This window comes from Deinococcus roseus (genome assembly GCF_014646895.1).
Classification (GTDB): Bacteria; Deinococcota; Deinococci; order Deinococcales; family Deinococcaceae; genus Deinococcus_C; species Deinococcus_C roseus.
This window is the reverse complement of record NZ_BMOD01000012.1, coordinates 36838-55556: the sequence shown is the minus strand read 5'-3', so window position 1 is coordinate 55556 and position 18719 is coordinate 36838. Positions and strand designations below refer to the sequence as shown.

Genomic DNA, 18719 nt, shown 5'->3' with positions numbered 1-18719 from the left:
TCAAGGGGTTTTTGTAGCCCTTTGCGGATGCTTTAGCGAAATGTCAAACCTGCAAAGCTTTAGCAAAAGAAATCTTTTGCCCTCGGCCCTCGGCATTTTCTCAGAAAATCTTCGCGAACTTATCCACGTTGCTCTTGTCAAACGTGAAGGGCTCTGCCATGGCCGCTTCGGTGTTCTTGTCCAGGGTGATTTTGCCCATGCGTCCGATGTTGATGACCTCTCCACTTTTGCCTTTGGCCTTGCCAGTCACAAACTGGTAAGCGGCGTACACGGCAGAGTAACCCAGGTCGATGGGGTTCCAGATGGCGAAGGTGTCCACGCTGCCTGCTTTGACATAACCGGCCATTTCAGAGGGGAGGCCCAGGCCGCTCACGAAGACTTTGCCCACCAGTTTCTGGTCCACCACGGCTTTGGCGGCTGCACTGATGCCCACGGTGGTGGGGGCAATGATGCCTTTGAGGTCAGGGTACTTCTGGAACAGGGCCAGGGCTTCACGGTAGGACTTGTCAGACTGGTCATCGCCGTAAACCACGTCCACGAGGTCCAGATTCTTGTATTCGGGTTTCTTGAGGGTGTCTTTCATGGCGGCAATCCAGGCGTTCTGGTTGGTGGCCTGGGCGGTGGCGCTCAGGACCGCGATTTTGCCTTTGCCTCCGATGGTCTTGCTGATCATGTCGATCTGTTTGAAGCCAATCAGGGCGGTGTTGGAGGGGTTCAGGTGCATCAGGCGTCCGGCTTTGGCCACCCCGGAGTCAAAGGAAACCACTTTGATGCGGCGCAGCATGGCTTTTTTCAGCACGGGCACCAGGGCGTTGGCATCGTTGGCACTGATCACGATGGCGTCCACCTTCTGGGCGATCAGGTTGTTGATGACCTCGATCTGGCCTTCTGCGGTGGGACTGGTGGGTCCGGTGTAGATCAGTTCCACGTTGCCCAGCGCTTTGGCGGCTTCCTGGCCTCCATCTCTGGCAGCATCGAAGAAGCCGTTTCCGAGGCTTTTGACCACCATGGCAATGCGGTAGGTTTTCTGGGCCTGGGCTTCCTGGGCCAGAGCAGCGGTGGTGATCAGCAGGGCGGACAGCAGCAGTTTACGGTTCTTCATGGGGTCTCCTGGGGGTCAGATGCAAGTTCTTTGCAGCTTTTCAACACGATCATGTTATCTTTTGTTTCGTATGAACATTATTGTGTTCGTGCCCCCTGAATGTCAAGTCCCAAACATGACCCAGACGCAGGAAATTCTCCTTGACTCATTCTGTGAGACAACCCCTTTTGCGGCTCAATCCCATCCAGAAAGGGCTTCTGGTCCAGCAAAAGGCCAGGTGATGCTTTTCACTTTTAACATGTATTTGCAATTTTATGTTCGATTGATGTTAAATCGGCCAATCTGCTGCTTTCTCCGCTTCAAGGATCCTTATTGATCTACGCAAAAAGAACTGTAGGGGGTCTGGGTGTCCTGACCGTTCTATTCGCTTTCTTGCCCCTAAAGCGTGCTCCCCGGACGGCCGGGTTCGCACTGGGCGCTTGCTCAGCCAAAAGCACCTGCAGTGCTTTTGGCGAACATCAATAAGGGTCTTGCATGCTTGCTGCTGTGGTTCTCTTAAAATAAAGCCTGTGAAACCTGATCCCCCTTCTAAAAAATCCAGATCCCTCTTTTCTCCCCTGCTGTCCCTGTTCCTTCTGGCCATGCTGTTGCTTGCTGCAGGTGTGGTGCTCAGGGCCAGAGAAAACTCCGTTGCAGAAGAGGCCCTGGCAACCGCCACACTCCTGGCAGAAGACATCCTGGATGCCCTCAGGGAAGTGGAAACAGCCAGCCCGGATTCCAGTGGAACCGGGGGGAAATGTGAATTTGGCGTATCTCACATGACGGTTCATGCCAGCACAGCAAGCCGCTTTCTGGAGGTTCCTGAAGGGGTTCAGAATGCAGCCTGCACCAGCAACAAAACAGCCTTTCTGGTCACGGTCACCACCGCAGGACAGCAGGTCCAAAAAAGCCTGAAAAAAGTTCCACCGATTCGGGAAACCATGGAAGCCCTGGCACACAAAGGGGGGCAACTGGTTCTGGAAGCCATTTCTGCTGTAGAAACAGCCAACCCAGATTCCACAGGGGCAGAGGTCACCTGTAACTTTGACCCTGACCACAACACAGTCACCGTGTTTTCAGGCATGCACAGCAGGGTGGTGGAGGTTCCCACCCAGATCAGCTGGATTGGCTGCCACTTCGCCACCAATGCCCACGAGGTGGATGTCATGACCTTCCGCGGCATCAGGGTGTCTGAAACCCAGCCCGTAAATCCTGCCGTTCTGGAAAGAAGCCTTAAATCTGAAAACGCAGACCAGACGCTGGCCAGCAAATGGGCCCGTGAGGTGCTGCATGCCATGTTTGAGGTGGAAAAAACCAATCCCTACTCCACAGGAGCAGATGCAACCTGCAGGTTCGGCCCGGAGGGTGTCACCGTGCAGTCCGGGACCACAAAAAAGGTGGTGCCAACACCTTCTCAGACCCTCCTGGGCAGGTGCACTTCTTCCAAAACCGGGTTCAGGGTGGTCCTGAGCACTTCAAAGGGCAACACAACCTCTGAAACCTGGACAAAATAGAACATCACATCCAGAAGACACATGAAAATCTGAGCCGCTGATACATCTAAACTGCACTGTCAAATCTTTTTACAATTCCAGATCATCTGGTGCAAAAATACTTTTATATCAGAAACCAAATGCGGCATGCGCAGGTAAGAAATTTGATATGCTCTCATTCTACAATCAATTCAGGGTTTTTTCATTCAGAATTCAAAACCCAGGTAAAGGAGTTTTTATGCGCATTGACATGTCCGGAAAAGGCTTTACCCGTATGGTGCAGGTGGCCACCCTCCCCTTGCTGGGAACCCTCACAGGTTGCGGTCTGTTTTCACCCCTCCCAGCCATCACCCCAGCCCAGAAAGCCGCCACTGCTGTCCTCGCTGCCCTAGCAGACGTCGAAAAGAACAACCCCTACTCCACCGGTCTCGATGCCACCTGCACTTACCTGGACGGCAAAGTCACCGTGCAGTCTGGAGAACAAAAGAAAACCCTGGACGCTGCTGCCCTCAAGAAAATCACCTGCAGCAGCACCCAGGCTGAATTCTCAGTCACCATCATGCCCACCGTTGGCAGAGAATTCACCCAGAAAACCAGCAAAGACCCCGATCTGATGGGTGCCCGCAAAGTCGCCCTGGAAACCCTGCAAGCCATGGACAGCACAGAGTCCAGCAACGCAAATTCCAACGGAGCAGATGCCGTGTGTGACTTTACTGCCCCCACCCTGACGGTCACCTCTGGCAAGGAAACCCGCAAAGTGGCTGCCCCTGAGGCCATCATCAGCATTTCCTGCAGCAACACCATCGGGATTTACACCGTAGAAATCAAGACCAAAAAAGGTCTGACCCTGACCCAGAAGCAGAACAAACCTGAAGACCGTTTTGCTGGACTGGTGGCCCGCGATGTGCTGAAAGCCATGGCAGAAGTGGAAGAAGCCAACCTGTCATATTATCAAAGGGTTTTCGTCTGTGATTTCACTGCGCCTCAGATCACGGTGACTGCTGGAACAGCATCTCTCATTGTGGATGCTCCCCTTCCAGTCAATGGTGTCACCTGCACCAGCACTGCAACAACTTACTCGGTCACGGTCACCACCAGTGATGGTCATGCGGTCACCAGAACTGTAGCGAAAGATCCAGCCATTCTGGAAAGAGACAGGAAAGCTGCAGAAACTGTGGCCAACAGTGTGCTGGATGCCATGGCTCTTGTGGAGAAAAACAACCTGACTTCCACTGGAGCAGATGCCACCTGCAGTGCCATCGCCAGTGGATCCATCACAGTCATTTCTGGCGCAGAAGTTCAGGAGGTCCCAGCACCTCTGCCAGTCAACTCTATAACCTGTACCTCCACCCAAACCATATTTTCTGTCACAGCCAACACCACCAGAGGAGTTTCTTTCACCCTGACCCGTCCAAAAGACCCTGCCATCATGGAAAACGACAGGCTTGTGGCAGAAACCGTGGCCCAGAATGTGGCCCATGCCCTCCTGGAAGTGGAAAAAGCCAACCCTGATTCCACTGGAGCAGATGGACTCTGTGCTTACAACACCCCCACAGTCTCAGTGATTTCAGGTGCTGAGCACCGTGATGTGGCCGCTCCCCTGCCTGTGACCAGCGTGACCTGCTCCTCCTCTCTTTCTTCCATCGATGTGACGGTGTGGACCGCCAGAGGCAACCAGGCAAGCTTTTCACTGACGAAATAAACCCCTTTCCTGCATGCCCTGAAACCAAAAGCAGAACTGCCAGAGCAGTTCTGCTTTTTTGAGATCTTCAGTTTACTCAGTGTTCCAGAGCTTCCTTGATCTGCCCGAACTGTGCCCGGTGAAGGCGGCTGTACACGCCGCCAGAGTGAATAAGCTCTTTGTGGTGCCCCTGTTCGGAGATGCCTTCTTCGGTGACCACCACAATGCGGTCTGCACCCCGGATGGTGGCGAGGCGGTGGGCAATCACCAGGGTGGTGCGGCCTTTCGCCAGTTCAGCAATCGACTGCTGGATGGCGGCTTCGGTTTCGGTGTCCAGGGCAGAGGTGGCTTCATCCAGAATCAGGATGGGTGGGTTTTTCAGGAACATGCGGGCAATGGCCAGCCGCTGTTTCTGGCCTCCAGAGAGCTTCACGCCGCGTTCTCCGATGAGGGTGTCCAGTCTGTCCGTCTGGGCTTCAATGAAGTCTGAGAGTTTTGCCCTTCTGGCTGCGTCCCAGATCTGTTCTTCGGTGGCATCGAGTTTGCCGTACAGGATGTTCTCCCGGATGGTGCCTGCAAAGAGAAACACGTCCTGCTGTACAATCCCGATGTGCTGCCTGAGGGAGGCCAGGGTGAAATCCCTCAGGTCTGTCCCGTCTATGGTGATGCGGCCCGAATCCACCTCGTAGAACCTGGGGAGCAGGCTGCACAGGGTGGTCTTGCCTGCCCCGGAGGGTCCCACAAAGGCCACAGTCTCACCAGCATGGATGGTGAGCTGGATGCCGCTCAGGACGGATTTCTGTCCTTCATAACCGAAAGTGACATCCTGGTAAACAATTTCTTGCTGCAACCCTGGAAGCTCCCAGGCACCTTCGCGGTCCTGCACGTCTGGAAAGGTGTCCATCAATTCCAGGTAGCGTTTGTAGCCAGCAAAGCCCTGGGGATAAAGCTCGATGATGGCGTTAATTTTCTCGATGGGACGGAAAAACACGTTGGTGAGCAGCAGAAAACCCACAAATTCACCGTAGGTGAGCTGCTTCTGGATCACAAACCAGGTGCCGCACACCATCACGAACAGACTGATGAAACGCATCATCATGTAGCTGATCGAGTTGTTTCTGGCAATCAGCTGGTAGGACTGCAGCTTGGCTTTCCTGAAACGCTGGTTGTTGACTTCAAATTTGGCTTTTTCATGTTTTTCGTTGGCAAAGGCCTGCACCACCCGGATGCCTGAAATGTTGTCTTCCACACGGGCACTGAAATCTGCAATGTCAGACAGCAGTTGCTGGATGGCTTTTGTCATCTTGCCATTGAAGTACAGGACCAGCCAGATGATCAGGGGCACCACCACAAAGGTCATCAGGGCCAGCTTCCAGTTGATGCTGAGCATCAGGGCAAAAGCGCCAACCAATGTCATCACAGCAATGAACAGGTCTTCCGGGCCGTGGTGGGCCATTTCACCAATTTGCATCAGGTCATTGGTGAGGCGGGAAATCAGGTGTCCGGTTTTGCTGTTGTCAAAGAAACGAAAAGACAGTTTCTGGATGTGGTCGAAGAGTTTGCGCCTGAGGTCGGTCTCGATGTTGATGCCCAGCATGTGACCCCAGTACACCACCACATAGGTTAAATAGGTGTTCAGGGCGTACAACGCCAGCAGTCCGGCTGCTGCCCCCAGAATCCAGGCCCAGTTGGAGGTGGGAAGCAGGTGGTCCACCAGGTGGTTGATCACCATGGGGAAACTGAGTTCGAGCAATCCCAGAATCACCGCACAGCCAAAATCCATCATGAAAAGGGTTTTGTAAGGCTGGTAGTGGGCAAAGAAACGGCGAATCATGGGCGCACCTGTGTGGCACGCTGTTCAGAACAGATTGAATGCATGTTTTTGGCCTCTCAGAAAGGCAAAAGGGTTCCCTTTGGGAGAGGGCAGGGTGGGGAATGCCTTTTGCAGTTTAAAAACGCAGGACGGAAGCAGAGGTTTTTAGGGGAAGGACGAGGCTTTTCATGGTTCCTATTGTGGAGCACGGCAAGAAAATTGGAATCCGCCAAAGCAAGTAGCCCTCTCAACAGACAGCAGAACTTCAGAAAGACCCGTAGAACTGAAGCCACGCTGTAAGAGTCTTGTAAGATGAGCTCAAATCGCTCAAGGTCATCCCAGGACCCAAAACCCTCCATTTTCCCGTAAAAATATCGTTACAAATCAACACTAGACTGAGGGCATGGACACCCCGATCTCTGCGCCTGAAACCGGAACACTGGCCACCCTGCTCACCCCCAAAGAGATCATCAGAATGCAACGCAAATACCCCACCCTGGAAGAATGCTGCACAGAGACCGGGTATGAGTTTGCTTCCTTGCGTGCCCGCACCATCCGCCTGAACACCCGCTGGAAGTACGAGCGCAAAGCAGATGTGCCTGCGGTTCAGGACAGCTGGGGTTACTGAGACTGGTTGCTGAGACTGGTTGCTGAGACTGGTTGCTGAGATTGGGGCCTGGGTTTGCACCCAGACCTCACACCCTGGGAAGCAGCACCTGCATGGTGGTTCCTCGCCCTTCCTGACTCTGGGCCAGGATTTTTCCGCCGTGCAGTTCCACAATGGAACGGGCAATCGCCAGCCCCAGACCGCTGCCTCCCGCCTGATCGTGGCTGCGGGATTCATCCACCCGGAAAAAGCGATCAAAAATGAACGGCAGCTTTTCTGCAGGAATGCCTTTTCCGGTGTCCTGCACCTCCAGCATCACGTGTTCAGGGGTGCTTCTGGCTTTCACCTGAATCTGGCCGCCTCTGGGGGTGTGGTTCAGGCTGTTGGACACCAGATTGCCCAGCACCTGCCGCATGCGTTCCTGATCGATGTTCACTTCGGGCAGGTTGGCTTCACACTCGGCTTCAAGCTGGATGCCTGCTTTTTCGGCCCTCAAAGAAAAAGCCTGCTGGATGCCTGAAACCAGTCTTGATGGGGGCACACCGTCCATGCTGAGTTTGAGGGTGCCTGCATCTGCCAGAGACAGCAAACGCAAATCGTCCACCAGGTTCTGCATGAGCAGCAGTTCGTCGTAAATCACGTCCAGGCGTTCCTGGGTGGGTTTCAGTTTGCCCTGCTGCATGGATTGCACATACCCGGAAGCCACCGTTAAGGGGGTTCCCATGTCGTGGGCGATGTCGGCAATCATCTGGCGGCGTTGCTGTTCTCCCTGCGCCAGGTTTTTCAGCATTTCATTGAAGGCACGGGTGAGGTCTCCCACTTCGTTTTGCAGGGTGACGGGCACCTGCTGGATGCGTTCTTTGCGCATCACCGCCTGGGCTGCGCGGGTCAGGCGCTGCAGGGGCAGGGTCAGGAAGTAGGCAATCACCACAGCTCCAAGGAGGGCCACCACCAGTCCCATCGGTAGGGTGACTTTGACGGTTTCGTACACGCTGTTCAGCAGGGCTTTTTCATCGGTGGTGTAGCCGTTCTGGACTTTGGGTTTGAGCTGCACGGCTGTGGCATACACCTGACCATTGGTCTTGAGCACACGCTGGGTTTGCAGCTGTTCTGTAGGCACTTTTTCCCCTGCCTTGAATTTTCCCAGTGGGGTGAGCAATTTGCCCTGTGCATCCAGCACCCCCATCGAGGCAGCAGGCTTTGCAGGTGCAGTGCTGTCCAGCACCACCGGGGCATCCACCACCCGCAGCCCTTGCAGTGAAGGATGGGTCCGGTGGTAAGCCTCAATCTGCTGAACAAAGGCATCAAAATGGGTTTGCTGAATGTACTCCCGGTGGTTTTTGACGGTCAGGCCAGGCAGCATCAGCAGGAAGAAAGCATAGCCAGCAATCCGACTGAACAGAAAAGCCAGGGCCAGCTGGGACTGCATGGAGAGAAAAAATTTCTTCAGGGAGAACATGGGGCACTTCCAGAGGAGACAGCAGCCTGAACGTCAAAAGAACCGGGAGCAGGTTTCATGGGGCTCAGGGGCAAGTCAGCAGACACTCATTCCATGTTAACGGTTCTTCCCAACTGCGGATGAACATCAGGCTGCCCGCTCTCCTGCCTGCCTCAGCCCTCAATCTTCCAGCCAGATCGGGAGCCGCACTTCTACAGTGGTGCCCTGTCCCAGTTCGCTTTGCAGGTGAATTTCTCCGCCATGCCCATCCACAATCCATCTGGCGATGGGCAGGCCCAGACCGGTCCCTCCGGGGTCTTCTCCACGGTAACGGCTGGGGTCTGCACGGTAAAAGCGTTCAAACACGCGAGGCAAGTCCTCCTGAGAAATGCCCATGCCGGTGTCTGCAACGCGCATCACGGCAGTGTCGCCTTCGCGGGTCAAAGCAAGTTGCACCCGGCCTCCTGCAGGGGTGTACTTCAGGGCGTTTTCCAGCAGGATGATGGCCAGTTGCCTCAGGCGGTCTGCATCTCCGATCAGTTCAATGGGGTGCAATTCAGCCACGGTGAACTGGTGATGGCAACCCATCCGCTCCATGTCCCGAAAAGCGTCCAGCAACACTTCAGAGAGCTGCAGATGGTCTTCGTGCAGCCCTGCACCGCTGTCTCCGCGGGCCAGTTGCAGCATGTCGTGGACCAGACGGCCCAGACGGCTGGCTTCTTTCTGCACATCCTGGATGATGTCTTTCTTTTCCTCTTCGGGGATGTCCTGGTAGCGCACCAGCAAATCCATGTTGCCCTGAATGGCGGTCAGCGGGTTGCGCAACTCATGGGCAGCATCAGCCACAAAACGCTTCTGGGATTCAGAGAGCTCCCGCAATTTTTGCTCGCTGTCCTGCAAGGCGGCTTCGGTGGTTTTGCGGTCATGGATGTCAATGCAGGCCCCAATGAACCCCAGAAATTCCCCATTGCAACCGAAGCGCCGGGTGCCCCGGTTCACCAGCCAGCGGTACTGCCCATCATGGCGTTTCATGCGAAATTCCATGGAGAAGTCCTGCATCTGGTCGTAAGCTGCCTTGCAGGTGTGGGCACAGGATTCCAGGTCATCGGGATGGACCAGCGCAAACCAGCCATACCCCAGGTCCTCTTCGCGGGTGCGTCCGGTGTAATCCAGCCACACCTGATTCAGAAACGTGGTTTCCTGCTGCAACCCGGACATCCAGATCATCACGGGTGCCCAGTGGGCAATTTCCTGAAACTGGGGATCTTCTGCAATCGGAGAAGGTGCAACAGGTTCTTGCTGCGTTTGAGGGGTCAAAACCAGCAGACCGTGGGGCAACCCATCCAGCAGCAACGAGGACAGGTGCAAATCTGCTGCAGTTCCAGCCACCCGCACAGGCACCTGCACATTCCCAGAGAAAGCATGCAAATGGGCCATGAGGGCTGCACGGTCCTGATCCGAACACCAGATTTCCCTGTCCCACATCTGGGGAACCGGAAAATGTTTCAGCCAGTGGGCATTGCACAGCATGGTCTGGTCTGCGCCCCACAGGGCGGCAGGCAATGGAAATGCTTCGATCATCAGTTGTGCAGTGGAAACAGATTCAAGTTTCACGGACATGGCGCACCCCACTCAGTGTAAACAAAATCCTGCACTGCAAATTGTAAGCCGTCTGGCAACTTTTGTTCTGCTGTTCCTGGTTGCAAGTTTTGCCTTTTCCTGCACCGCCCCTCAGGCCACCACCACTTCAGGAACCATATTTTTCCAGTCAGGCATCTCTCTGTCTGTGACCAGCACATCAATGTCTGAGACGGGGGCCACAAAGCAGGCCGAGACCAGACCGAGTTTGGTGTGGTCGGTGAGCACCATGCGGTGGGCACTGCTGGCAAAAATGGCCCGTTTGACCAGGGCATCTTCCTGATAGGGGGTGGTGTTTCCTGCAGTGGGATGCAGGGCAGCAGCACCGATCAATGCCACCTCGCAGCGGTATTCCTGAATGGCCTGCACCGTGGTGTGCCCGGAAAAGTGGGCCAGGGTGCGGTTCCAGATGCCTCCCGTCACGATCAGGCGCACTTTTTCGCTGTTGTGAAACACCTCCGAGACCTCCAGGGAGTTGGTGAGGACGGTCAGGGGGATGTCGCGGGATTTGAGGCTGCGGGCGGCGGCCAGGGTGGTGCTTCCTGCATCGATGAATACGGTCTGGTCCGGGTGGATCAGGGCAGCAGCAGCGTGTCCGATGCGCACCTTGTCGGTGTTGAGGACATCTGCACGTTGCTGGTAGGTCAGACGGGGGGTGTCCAGCATGACCGCCCCTCCGTGGGTTTTTTGCAGGTAACCGTGGTCTGCAAGGTGCTTGAGGTCGCGCCTGACGGTGTCTTCGCTGACCTGCAATTGCTCTAAGAGGTCCTGCACGGTGACCCGCCCCTGGCGGATCAGGCAATCCAGAATGAGTTTTCGGCGTTCTTCGGCAAACATGGGTGACTCCAGTATACATAAACGCAAAAACCAGCAGCATCTTTGCGTTTTTTGCGCTATAATTTATGGCATGAACGATTTTGCGCCGATTTATGCAGGTTTAAAAGCTGTGCTGTTTGACATGGACGGGGTGCTCACCCACAACGCCCGCTTCCATGAACAGGCCTGGCAGGAGTCTCTGCAACAGGAATACAGTGTCCAGATCGAAAAAAACAGCCTGGTGATCCATGCAGGTCACACCTGGGAAATCCTGCAGAAGGTGCTGGGAGGCCCGGTCTCCGCCGCAGAAACCCGCAGGTTTCATGACCTCAAAGAACGCCGTTACCGGGAACTGGCCCAGGGACAACTGCAGCCCACCTCTGGTCTGTATGGCTACCTGCACTGGCTGAAACAGCAAAAACTGCGCACTGCACTGGTGACTGGATCCGACCAGACCAATGCAGCTTTCGTGCTGGAAGCCCTGGGACTGGAAGATGCCTTTGAATTTCAAATCACAGCAGAGCAGTTTCAGATGGGCAAACCCAGCCCGGAATGCTACCTGCTGGCCCTGAGCAAACTGGGCCTCACCCCAGAACAGGTGCTGGTCCACGAAGACTCGCCCGGAGGCGTGCAGGCCGCCACCCGTGCAGGGTGCCAGGTCATTGGGCTTTCCACCACCACCACGCCCGAAAACCTCAGGCAAAATGGAGCACAGTGGACTGTTCCCGATTTTGAAAACCTTCTCTCCGAACTGCAAGCCAGCAGGCTGCAGACCCAGTAAGGACCCCCATGACCCCCATCCCCCTCGAACTGAGAAACGCCCGCATCGCTGTCTCCACCGTCTTTTTTCTGCTGGGTGTGTTGTTCGCCACCTGGGTGTCGCGCATTCCCGCCATCAGCCACAAACTGCAGCTCAATGAAGCCCAGCTTGGCATTGCCCTGCTGGGTCTGGCCGTGGGGGCACTGCTGGCCTTTCCCCTCTCTGGATGGGGAACAGCCAGATACGGCTCCAAACTCACCACCACCATCGGCATCATCCTGATGGCCCTGGCCTTGCCCCTGATGACCCTGGCCCCCGACATGGTGACCCTGACCCTGGCGCTGGTGCTGTTCGGGATGGGCAACGGCGGCACCGATGTCGCCATGAACAGCCAGGCTGTGGACGTGGAAAAAGACTACGGCAAACCCATCATGTCCAGCTTTCATGCCCTTTACAGTGTGGGCGGCATTGCCGGATCGCTGGTGGGCGGTCTGATGGCAGGCATTGAACTGGCCCCCATCTGGCACTTTCTGCTGATCACCGGCATCTCGCTGCTGCTCACGGTTTACGCCAGCATGAACCTGCTGAAAGTGCCAGGAAGCGGTGAAACCGGCCCTGTGTTCGCTGCCCCCTCCCCCAAACTGCTGGGTCTGGGCGTGGTGATTTTCTGCGTGGCTGTGGGAGAAGGGGCCATGGCAGACTGGTCTGCCATTTACCTGAAAGACTCACTGGGCACCACCGAACAGATGGCCACCGCTGGCTACCTCGCTTTCTCTGGAGCCATGGTGCTGGGCCGCATTCTGGGAGACAGCATGCGCACCCGACTGGGCGCGGTGGTGCTGGTCAGCACCGGAACCATCCTCTCTGCCGTGGGCCTCTTGCTGGGTCTGATTTTCCCCCACCCTTACGCCGCCCTGATTGGGTTTGCCTGTGTGGGATGGGGTCTGTCCAGCGGATTCCCTGTGGCCTTCAGCGCTGCAGGAAACGTTCCAGGGGTGCACCCCAGCATTGCCATGGCCGCCATTGCCACCATGGGTTACACCGGATTCCTGCTCGGTCCACCCATCATTGGGTTTGTGGCCCACGCCAGCACCCTGGCCTGGGGTCTGGGACTTGTGGTTTTGCTGTGCCTGATTGCAACGGTGTTTTCCAGGAATGTCAGGATGGCGGATCTGAAAGGGTGAATCAGGCCAAAAGTCTGTAGGGGCGCAGCGTGCTGCGCCCTTTTCATGTCCCCCTGTTCTGCACAAGACGCGTGCCGCGCCCACTTTTCATGTTCCCGGCTTTTGTTGCCCCTCAATGGTTTACAATCCGAACATCAGGCATCCACCTGCGTAGGGTGGATTTAATGTGGGAAACTCCGGTGAAGTGCCCTGAAACCCTCAGGCTCCAGTCCGGGACTGACGCGCAACGGTGACTGCTGAATTCACATCAGCAGAAGTCCGAATGCCCGCCTGACATGAAGCTTTTTGCTTCAGCCTCGCGATTTGGGCGTGCTGTGCTGCTGTCGGGCTGTGTTGTTTTGCACTTTCAGCTTTCCTGCACCAATTCAAACCAGATTGCTTCAAGGATGGGATGTCTCGTTCCAGAGTGACCCGTGCCGATGGCCGGACTGTGCAAGTGATCCAGCGCCGTGGGCACCTCAGCTATTGTTTTTCCGGGTGCTGTTGTGGGCATGTGAACCGGGGGTATCCACCAGTTCCGGTGGATGCTTTCAAGAATGAGTGGCTCAGACGCAAACTCAGGCACACCGTACACCTGACCAAAGCCGGATGTCTGGGACCCTGCACCCTGGCCAATGTGGCCTCACTGGTCTTCGATGGGCAGTCGGTGTGGTTCCATTCGGTGAATTCGCCCGAGATGGTCACCCTGATTTTTGATCACATCGAGCAGATGGTGACCGAGGACCGTTTTCTGGCCCCTCCTGCCGAATTGCAGGAGTACGTGTTTCAGTTTTACGACTGGGACGCCCGTGATCTTCCAGTCCTCCCTCAGGCAAATGCAGAAGTGCGACCTGCAGGAATGGCTTTTGTTTCCCATGCAGACACCGATTTGCTGGCATTGCGCAGTGCTGTCCAGCATGTGCCAGAACTGCAGGTCACCCCTTACGCCATGCCCAGAGGAGACCAGGAAGCCACCAGAGCACTTTTAAGTCGGGTGCTGAAAAAGCATGAACTTGTGGTCCTGAGCTTGCTGTCCAGTCAGGATTTTACAGAAGACCTGCTGGACCTGAAAAAGCAGGCTCTGGCACAGGGCACCCATCTGCTGGTTTTGAAAGGCACCTTTGAACTGGGGCCAGACACTTTGCAGGCCAGCACCGTGAAAGCCCAGATGGTGCAGCAGGTCAGCCGTTACCTGCAGGCAGGAGGGGTGCAGAATTGCACGGAAATGCTGCGGTTCCTGGGTGCAGAAATTCTGGATTTGCCTTTGCAACCTGCCCTCCCTGAGCCCCTTCCAGAGCTGGGCATTTACCACCCGGAATTTCTGCAGGTCCTGACCTTGCCAGAGTGGGAGCAGTTGCAGAATGGGGTTCGTCCGGTGGTGGCGGTGGTCTTTTACCGGGCCCATTTTCTGAGCGGCAACACCGCCTTTGTGGATGCCCTGCTGCAAAAACTGGACGATGCAGGCCTGTGTGGAAAAGCCATCTTCACCCCCAGCCTGAAACATCCACATCTGCAAAGCTGGCTGGCTGGATCAAACCTGATCGTCAGCACCCTGAGCTTCGCTGCAGGTGAGGGGGTTATTTCTCTGTTTCAGCAGCTCAATGTTCCAGTGGTGCAAGCCATCACCTCTGCCTCCAGAAAAGCAGCCTGGACGGTGTCTTCACGGGGTCTGGGGGCACTGGACACCCTGATGAACGTCACCCTTCCAGAGTTTGATGGCAGGCTGATGGGAGACACAGTGGCCTTCAAGGAGCAGGAGCGCTTCGAGCCGTTCCAGGAGGGCATTTCACAACTGGTGCAGAGAATTCAGAAGTGGCTGCTGTTGCAACAAAAGCCCAATTTTGAGAAGAAAGTGGCTTTTGTGCTGACCAACTCGGGGGCCAAGGCCGCGAAGGTGGGGAATGCCGTGGGTCTGGATGCTCCACGCAGCCTCCTGAACCTCTTGCAGGCCATGCGCTCTCAGGGGTACACGCTGCCAGAATTGGACTTCACACCAGACGACCTGATCCACCAGATCATCTTGCAGGGCACCTACGACGGGGACGTTCCGGTGCACAGCCACACCCCTTTAAAAGTCCCAAAATCGGTGTATCAGGGCTGGTTTGAGGCGTTCCCTGAAGTTCCCAGACAGAAGATGCTGAAACAGTGGCAGCTGGAAAAAGAGCCTTACAGCACACAAAAAGACCTGCTGTTTTCCGGGCTGGAACTGGGGCATGCAGTGATCTGCCTGCAGCCTCCACGGGGTTACGGAATGGATCGGGACGCGATTTACCACCAGCCTGATTTGCCTCCCACCCACCACTACGCGGCGTTTTACCAGTGGCTCACCCGCCCCGCAGCAGAAGGCGGCTGGGGGGCAGATGCCATAGTGCATGTCGGGAAGCACGGAACCCTGGAATGGTTGCCCGGAAAAGGGGTGGGCCTGAGCGAAGCCTGTTTCCCGGAACTCCTCCTGAACGGCGTTCCTCTGCTGTATCCCTTCATTGTCAACGATCCTGGAGAGGGCACCCAGGCCAAACGCCGGGGGCACGCGGTGATTGTGGACCACCTGATGCCGCCCCTCACCCGCGCAGACACTTACGGGAACCTCGCACAACTGCAGCAATTGATTGACCAGCATTACCAGCTGGAAGCCACCGATCCGGGCAAATTGCCTGCTTTGCAAAAAGACATCTGGCAACTGATTGAGGACACCCACCTGGAGAGCGACCTGGATTTGCAGCAGTTTCTGACCCAGGACCACGGAGACCACAAACACGACTGGGACGAAACCCTCAACCCGGATGGAATCCCGGTGACCCTCTCAGAGATGGGCAGTTTTGACCTGAAGCACCTGCTGGAAGACATCGATGGTTATTTGTGCGAACTGGGCATGCTGCAAATCCGGGATGGCCTGCACGTGCTGGGGGAACTGCACCAGTTGCCAGACACCCTGCGTGCCCTGACCCGACTGTCTTCTTTCCAGCAAAAAAGTGTCAGCCAGGTGCTGGCCCTGCATTTCGGGCTGGACTGGGAGGAGCTGTTGCAGCACAAGGGCAAACGATTTGAGCGCAAGATCAGTCTGCTGGACACCGAAGTTTTCAGCCATGCAGACGCCCTGGAGGTGCTGGACGACCTGACCTTGCAGCTTTACCAGGGTCTGGAAGCCACAGGATTTGACCCCGAGCAGGTCAAAAATGTGCTGCAGGACACCCTGCAGACCCAGAATTCCCATCTCGAAGCCGCTCTCTGCTGGGTCTGCAATGATGTGTTGCCAAAACTGGAAGGTGTGGATCAGGAAATCTGGGGGGTGCTCAGGCTGCTGAATGGTGAATTCCTGTCTCCCGGTCCCAGTGGAGCACCGTCCAGAGGGGCTTTGCATGTGCTGCCCACTGGACGGAATTTTTATGCCATTGACCCCAAATCGGTGCCTGCACCCACCTCCTGGGAAGTGGGCATGCAACTGGCAAACGCCACCCTGCAGCGTTACCTCAAACAAGAAGGCAGGCACCCGGAAATGGTGGGCCTGAGCGTGTGGGGCACCTCCAACATCCGCACGCATGGAGATGACATCGCGCAGATTCTGGCTTTTCTGGGGGTGAAACCGCTGTGGAACCCGCACACCCGCAAAGTGGAAGGCCTGCACATCATTCCGCTTGCCGAACTGGGCCGACCCAGAATTGATGTGACGGTCAGGATTTCGGGGTTCTTCCGGGACGCTTTCCCACACGTGATTGACCTGCTGGACGAGGCATTTGAAAAGGTGATGGACCTTGAAGAAGACCCGGAGCAGAACTTCCCCAGAAAGCATTGCCTGCAGAGCCTGCAAAAAGACCATCCTGAACAGTCTCCAGAACAGCAGGAGATGCAGGCCCGATACCGCATTTTCGGAGCGAAACCGGAAAGTTACGGGGCCGGGATCCTGCCCCTGATTGAAGAAGGCAACTGGCAGAACGAACAGGATTTCCTCAGGGCTTACCTGACCTGGGGAGGGTATGCCTACTCCAGATCCAGCATGGGCGAGGAAGCCCAGCAAAGCTTTCAGGATTGTCTGGAGCAGATTCAGGTGGCCCTGCACAACCAGGACAACCGGGAACACGATCTGCTGGACAGTGACGATTACTTCCAGTTTCACGGTGGGATGGTGGCCAGCATTCACGCCCTGACCGGCAGCAGACCAAAAGCTTACTTTGGAGACAGCAGCAACCCCGATCAGGCCCAGGTGCGGGACCTCAAACAGGAAATCCTGCGGGTCTACCGGGCCAGGGTCATCAACCCGAAATGGCTGTCTGGCATTCAGCGGCACGGTTACAAGGGGGCACTGGAAATGCTCGCCACCGTGGATTATCTGTTTGGTTTTGATGCCACCACCGGGACCATTGAAGACTTCATGTACCAGGAGGTGGCGCAGCAATACGCACTGGACCCTGACATCCAGCAGTTTTTTAAAAACAGCAACCCCTGGGCTTTGAAAAACATCACGGAAAGGCTGCTGGAAGCTGCTGAGCGCCAGTTGTGGGAAAACCCCGACCCTGAAACCCTGCAGCAATTGAAAAACACCCTGCAAAACAGCGAAAACTGGCTGGAAGAGGTGCAGGAATGAGCAGGCTTTACCCTTTCAGCGCCATTGTGGGCCAGCAGGACATGAAACTGGCCCTGATCCTGAATGCCATTGATCCTTCACTGGGAGGGGTGCTGCTCAGGGGAGACAAGGGGAGCGCCAAGAGCACCGCCGCCAGATCCCTGGCACAGCTGCTGGGAGAGATGCCCTTTGTGAACCTGCCCCTGGGTGTCACGGAAGACCGCCTGCTGGGAGGCCTGGATCTGGAAAAGACCCTGCAAGGCCAGCCCACCCTCAAGCCCGGTTTGCTTCAACAGGCCCACCTGGGGGTTTTGTATGTGGATGAGGTCAATTTGTTGCCTGATTTTGCAGTGGACGCTTTGCTGGATGTGGCTGCCTCTGGCGTGGGGCATCTGGAACGGGAAGGCTTCAGCTTGGATTACCCGGCCCGATTCACCCTGGTGGGAAGCATGAACCTGGAAGAGGGAGAACTCAGGCCGCAACTGCTGGACCGTTTCGCCCTCTCTGTGGAGGTGGAAGCTCCCAGAGATCCCGAAATCCGAAGGCAAATTCTGGAATCCCGCATGGCTTTTGAAATGGATCCTCAGGGGTTCATGGAAAAGCAGCAGGAGCAGCAGGAAAGTTTGAAAACCAGCATCCAGAGTGCAAGAAGCAGATTGCTAGACGTGCAGATTCCAGATGCTGTGCTGCAACAGATTGCGGATCTGGTGTGCCAGCATCAGGTGACTTCTTTGCGGGCAGACCTCGCCCTGCTCAAAGCCGCCAGGGCACACGCTGCATGGCAGGATCAGCAGGAAATCACACCAGAAGACATCCAGCAGTTGTTGCATCTGGTGCTGAACCACCGCACCCCTGAGAAAATCAGTCCTCCTCCAACTCAAAATCAGGAACAGCCTCAACAGCCTGAAAACCAGCAGGAAAACCCCATCAGCAGATCACAGGTTTTTGAGCCCGTGCTGCAAACCCAGGCTCCTGACCTGCAGCCAGTTCAGGCCAGAAGCTCAAACATGCAAGCTGAAGCATCCCTCAGAACCCAGGTGCGCAAAACCGAGCAGCCCGCCGTTTTGCATCTGCGCAGTTCCCTGACCCATGCGCTCACCCGCGGCGGCAACCTGCACCTGACCCGTGAAGACCTGCATGAAGCTGTGCCCACCTCCAGACCGCCACACCGTGTGGTTTTTGTGGTGGATGCCAGCGGTTCACTGGGAGCCCAGGCACGCATGGGCGCAGTGAAAGGGGCGCTTTTGAAGATGCTGGAACGGCAGGAGGAGGTGGCCCTGGTCACTTTTCGGGGCCAGCAGGCCCAGGTGGCTTTGCCTCCCACCCGCAACCTGGAGGAAGCCCGCAAGGTGCTGTCTTACCTGCCCACCGGAGGGCGCACCCCGCTGCTGCACGCCCTGCAACTGGGCCGGCAGCTGCTCAACAGGCACTCCAGTTTGATTCTGATCACCGATGGGAAGGCCAACGTGGGCAGTTGGGAGGACACCCTGCAGGCCGCAAAACACTGGCCCTGCCCTGCTGCGGTGATCGGCACCGATCCTGCTGCAACCTCCCGAACCCTGGAACTGGCCCGCGCCATGAACGCCCACCACCAGACTCTGCAGCACCCGGACAGTGAAAACCTGCTGGAACAGTTGCCTGTCAAACTTTGATCTTTTGAAGGGAAAA

Annotated in this window: 12 protein-coding genes and 1 riboswitch; of the genes, 7 read left to right on the top strand and 5 right to left on the bottom strand. The window is 56.2% G+C overall.

From position 1 onward, the window contains the following. Window positions 1-100: 100 nt before the first annotated feature. Window positions 101-1102 (bottom strand): rhamnose ABC transporter substrate-binding protein, encoded by a 1002-nt coding sequence (rhaS, locus tag IEY52_RS15400; protein ID WP_189003881.1) that lies wholly within the window; start codon window positions 1100-1102, stop codon window positions 101-103. Between the two features lie 509 nt (window positions 1103-1611). On the opposite strand from rhaS, the gene IEY52_RS15395 reads away from it, so the two are divergent. After that, on the top strand, window positions 1612-2595 hold the full coding sequence (locus tag IEY52_RS15395) for a hypothetical protein (protein ID WP_189003879.1): 984 nt from the start codon (window positions 1612-1614) through the stop codon (window positions 2593-2595). A gap of 217 nt (window positions 2596-2812) precedes the next feature. Then, window positions 2813-4276: a hypothetical protein gene (locus IEY52_RS15390; RefSeq protein ID WP_189003877.1), complete on the top strand. Its 1464-nt coding sequence runs from the start codon at window positions 2813-2815 to the stop codon at window positions 4274-4276. A 76-nt stretch (window positions 4277-4352) separates the two neighbouring features. On the opposite strand, the gene IEY52_RS15385 is transcribed toward IEY52_RS15390, so the two are convergent. Continuing rightward, window positions 4353-6089 (bottom strand): ABC transporter ATP-binding protein, encoded by a 1737-nt coding sequence (locus tag IEY52_RS15385; RefSeq protein ID WP_189003875.1) that lies wholly within the window; start codon window positions 6087-6089, stop codon window positions 4353-4355. Window positions 6090-6471: 382 nt separating this feature from the next. On the opposite strand from IEY52_RS15385, the gene IEY52_RS15380 reads away from it, so the two are divergent. Next, window positions 6472-6696, top strand: a complete 225-nt coding sequence (locus tag IEY52_RS15380; RefSeq protein WP_189003873.1) for a hypothetical protein — start codon at window positions 6472-6474, stop codon at window positions 6694-6696. Between the two features lie 67 nt (window positions 6697-6763). Here IEY52_RS15380 and IEY52_RS15375 read toward each other — a convergent pair whose 3' ends face one another. The 3 genes from IEY52_RS15375 to IEY52_RS15365 form a co-directional block, all read right to left on the bottom strand. After that, a complete protein-coding gene (locus IEY52_RS15375) occupies window positions 6764-8134 on the bottom strand; it encodes a sensor histidine kinase (RefSeq protein ID WP_189003871.1) in 1371 nt (456 codons plus the stop codon). Between the two features lie 159 nt (window positions 8135-8293). Continuing rightward, window positions 8294-9733, bottom strand: coding sequence for a PAS domain-containing sensor histidine kinase (locus tag IEY52_RS15370; RefSeq protein WP_189003869.1), 1440 nt, complete (start codon window positions 9731-9733; stop codon window positions 8294-8296). Between the two features lie 111 nt (window positions 9734-9844). Next, window positions 9845-10588, bottom strand: a complete 744-nt coding sequence (locus IEY52_RS15365; RefSeq protein WP_189003867.1) for a DeoR/GlpR family DNA-binding transcription regulator — start codon at window positions 10586-10588, stop codon at window positions 9845-9847. A gap of 70 nt (window positions 10589-10658) precedes the next feature. On the opposite strand from IEY52_RS15365, the gene IEY52_RS15360 reads away from it, so the two are divergent. From IEY52_RS15360 to IEY52_RS15345, 4 genes are all read left to right on the top strand, one after another. Beyond that, window positions 10659-11348, top strand: a complete 690-nt coding sequence (locus tag IEY52_RS15360; RefSeq protein WP_189003866.1) for an HAD family hydrolase — start codon at window positions 10659-10661, stop codon at window positions 11346-11348. An 8-nt stretch (window positions 11349-11356) separates the two neighbouring features. Next, complete coding sequence (locus IEY52_RS15355; RefSeq protein WP_189003864.1) at window positions 11357-12511, top strand: MFS transporter; 1155 nt, start codon at window positions 11357-11359, stop codon at window positions 12509-12511. A gap of 119 nt (window positions 12512-12630) precedes the next feature. Then, a riboswitch (cobalamin riboswitch) is annotated at window positions 12631-12799 on the top strand. A gap of 103 nt (window positions 12800-12902) precedes the next feature. Further along, complete coding sequence (cobN, locus tag IEY52_RS15350) at window positions 12903-17072, top strand: cobaltochelatase subunit CobN (protein ID WP_189003862.1); 4170 nt, start codon at window positions 12903-12905, stop codon at window positions 17070-17072. Further along, a complete protein-coding gene (locus IEY52_RS15345) occupies window positions 17069-18703 on the top strand; it encodes a VWA domain-containing protein (protein WP_189003860.1) in 1635 nt (544 codons plus the stop codon). Before cobN ends, IEY52_RS15345 begins: the two co-directional genes overlap by 4 nt. Window positions 18704-18719 lie beyond the last annotated feature (16 nt).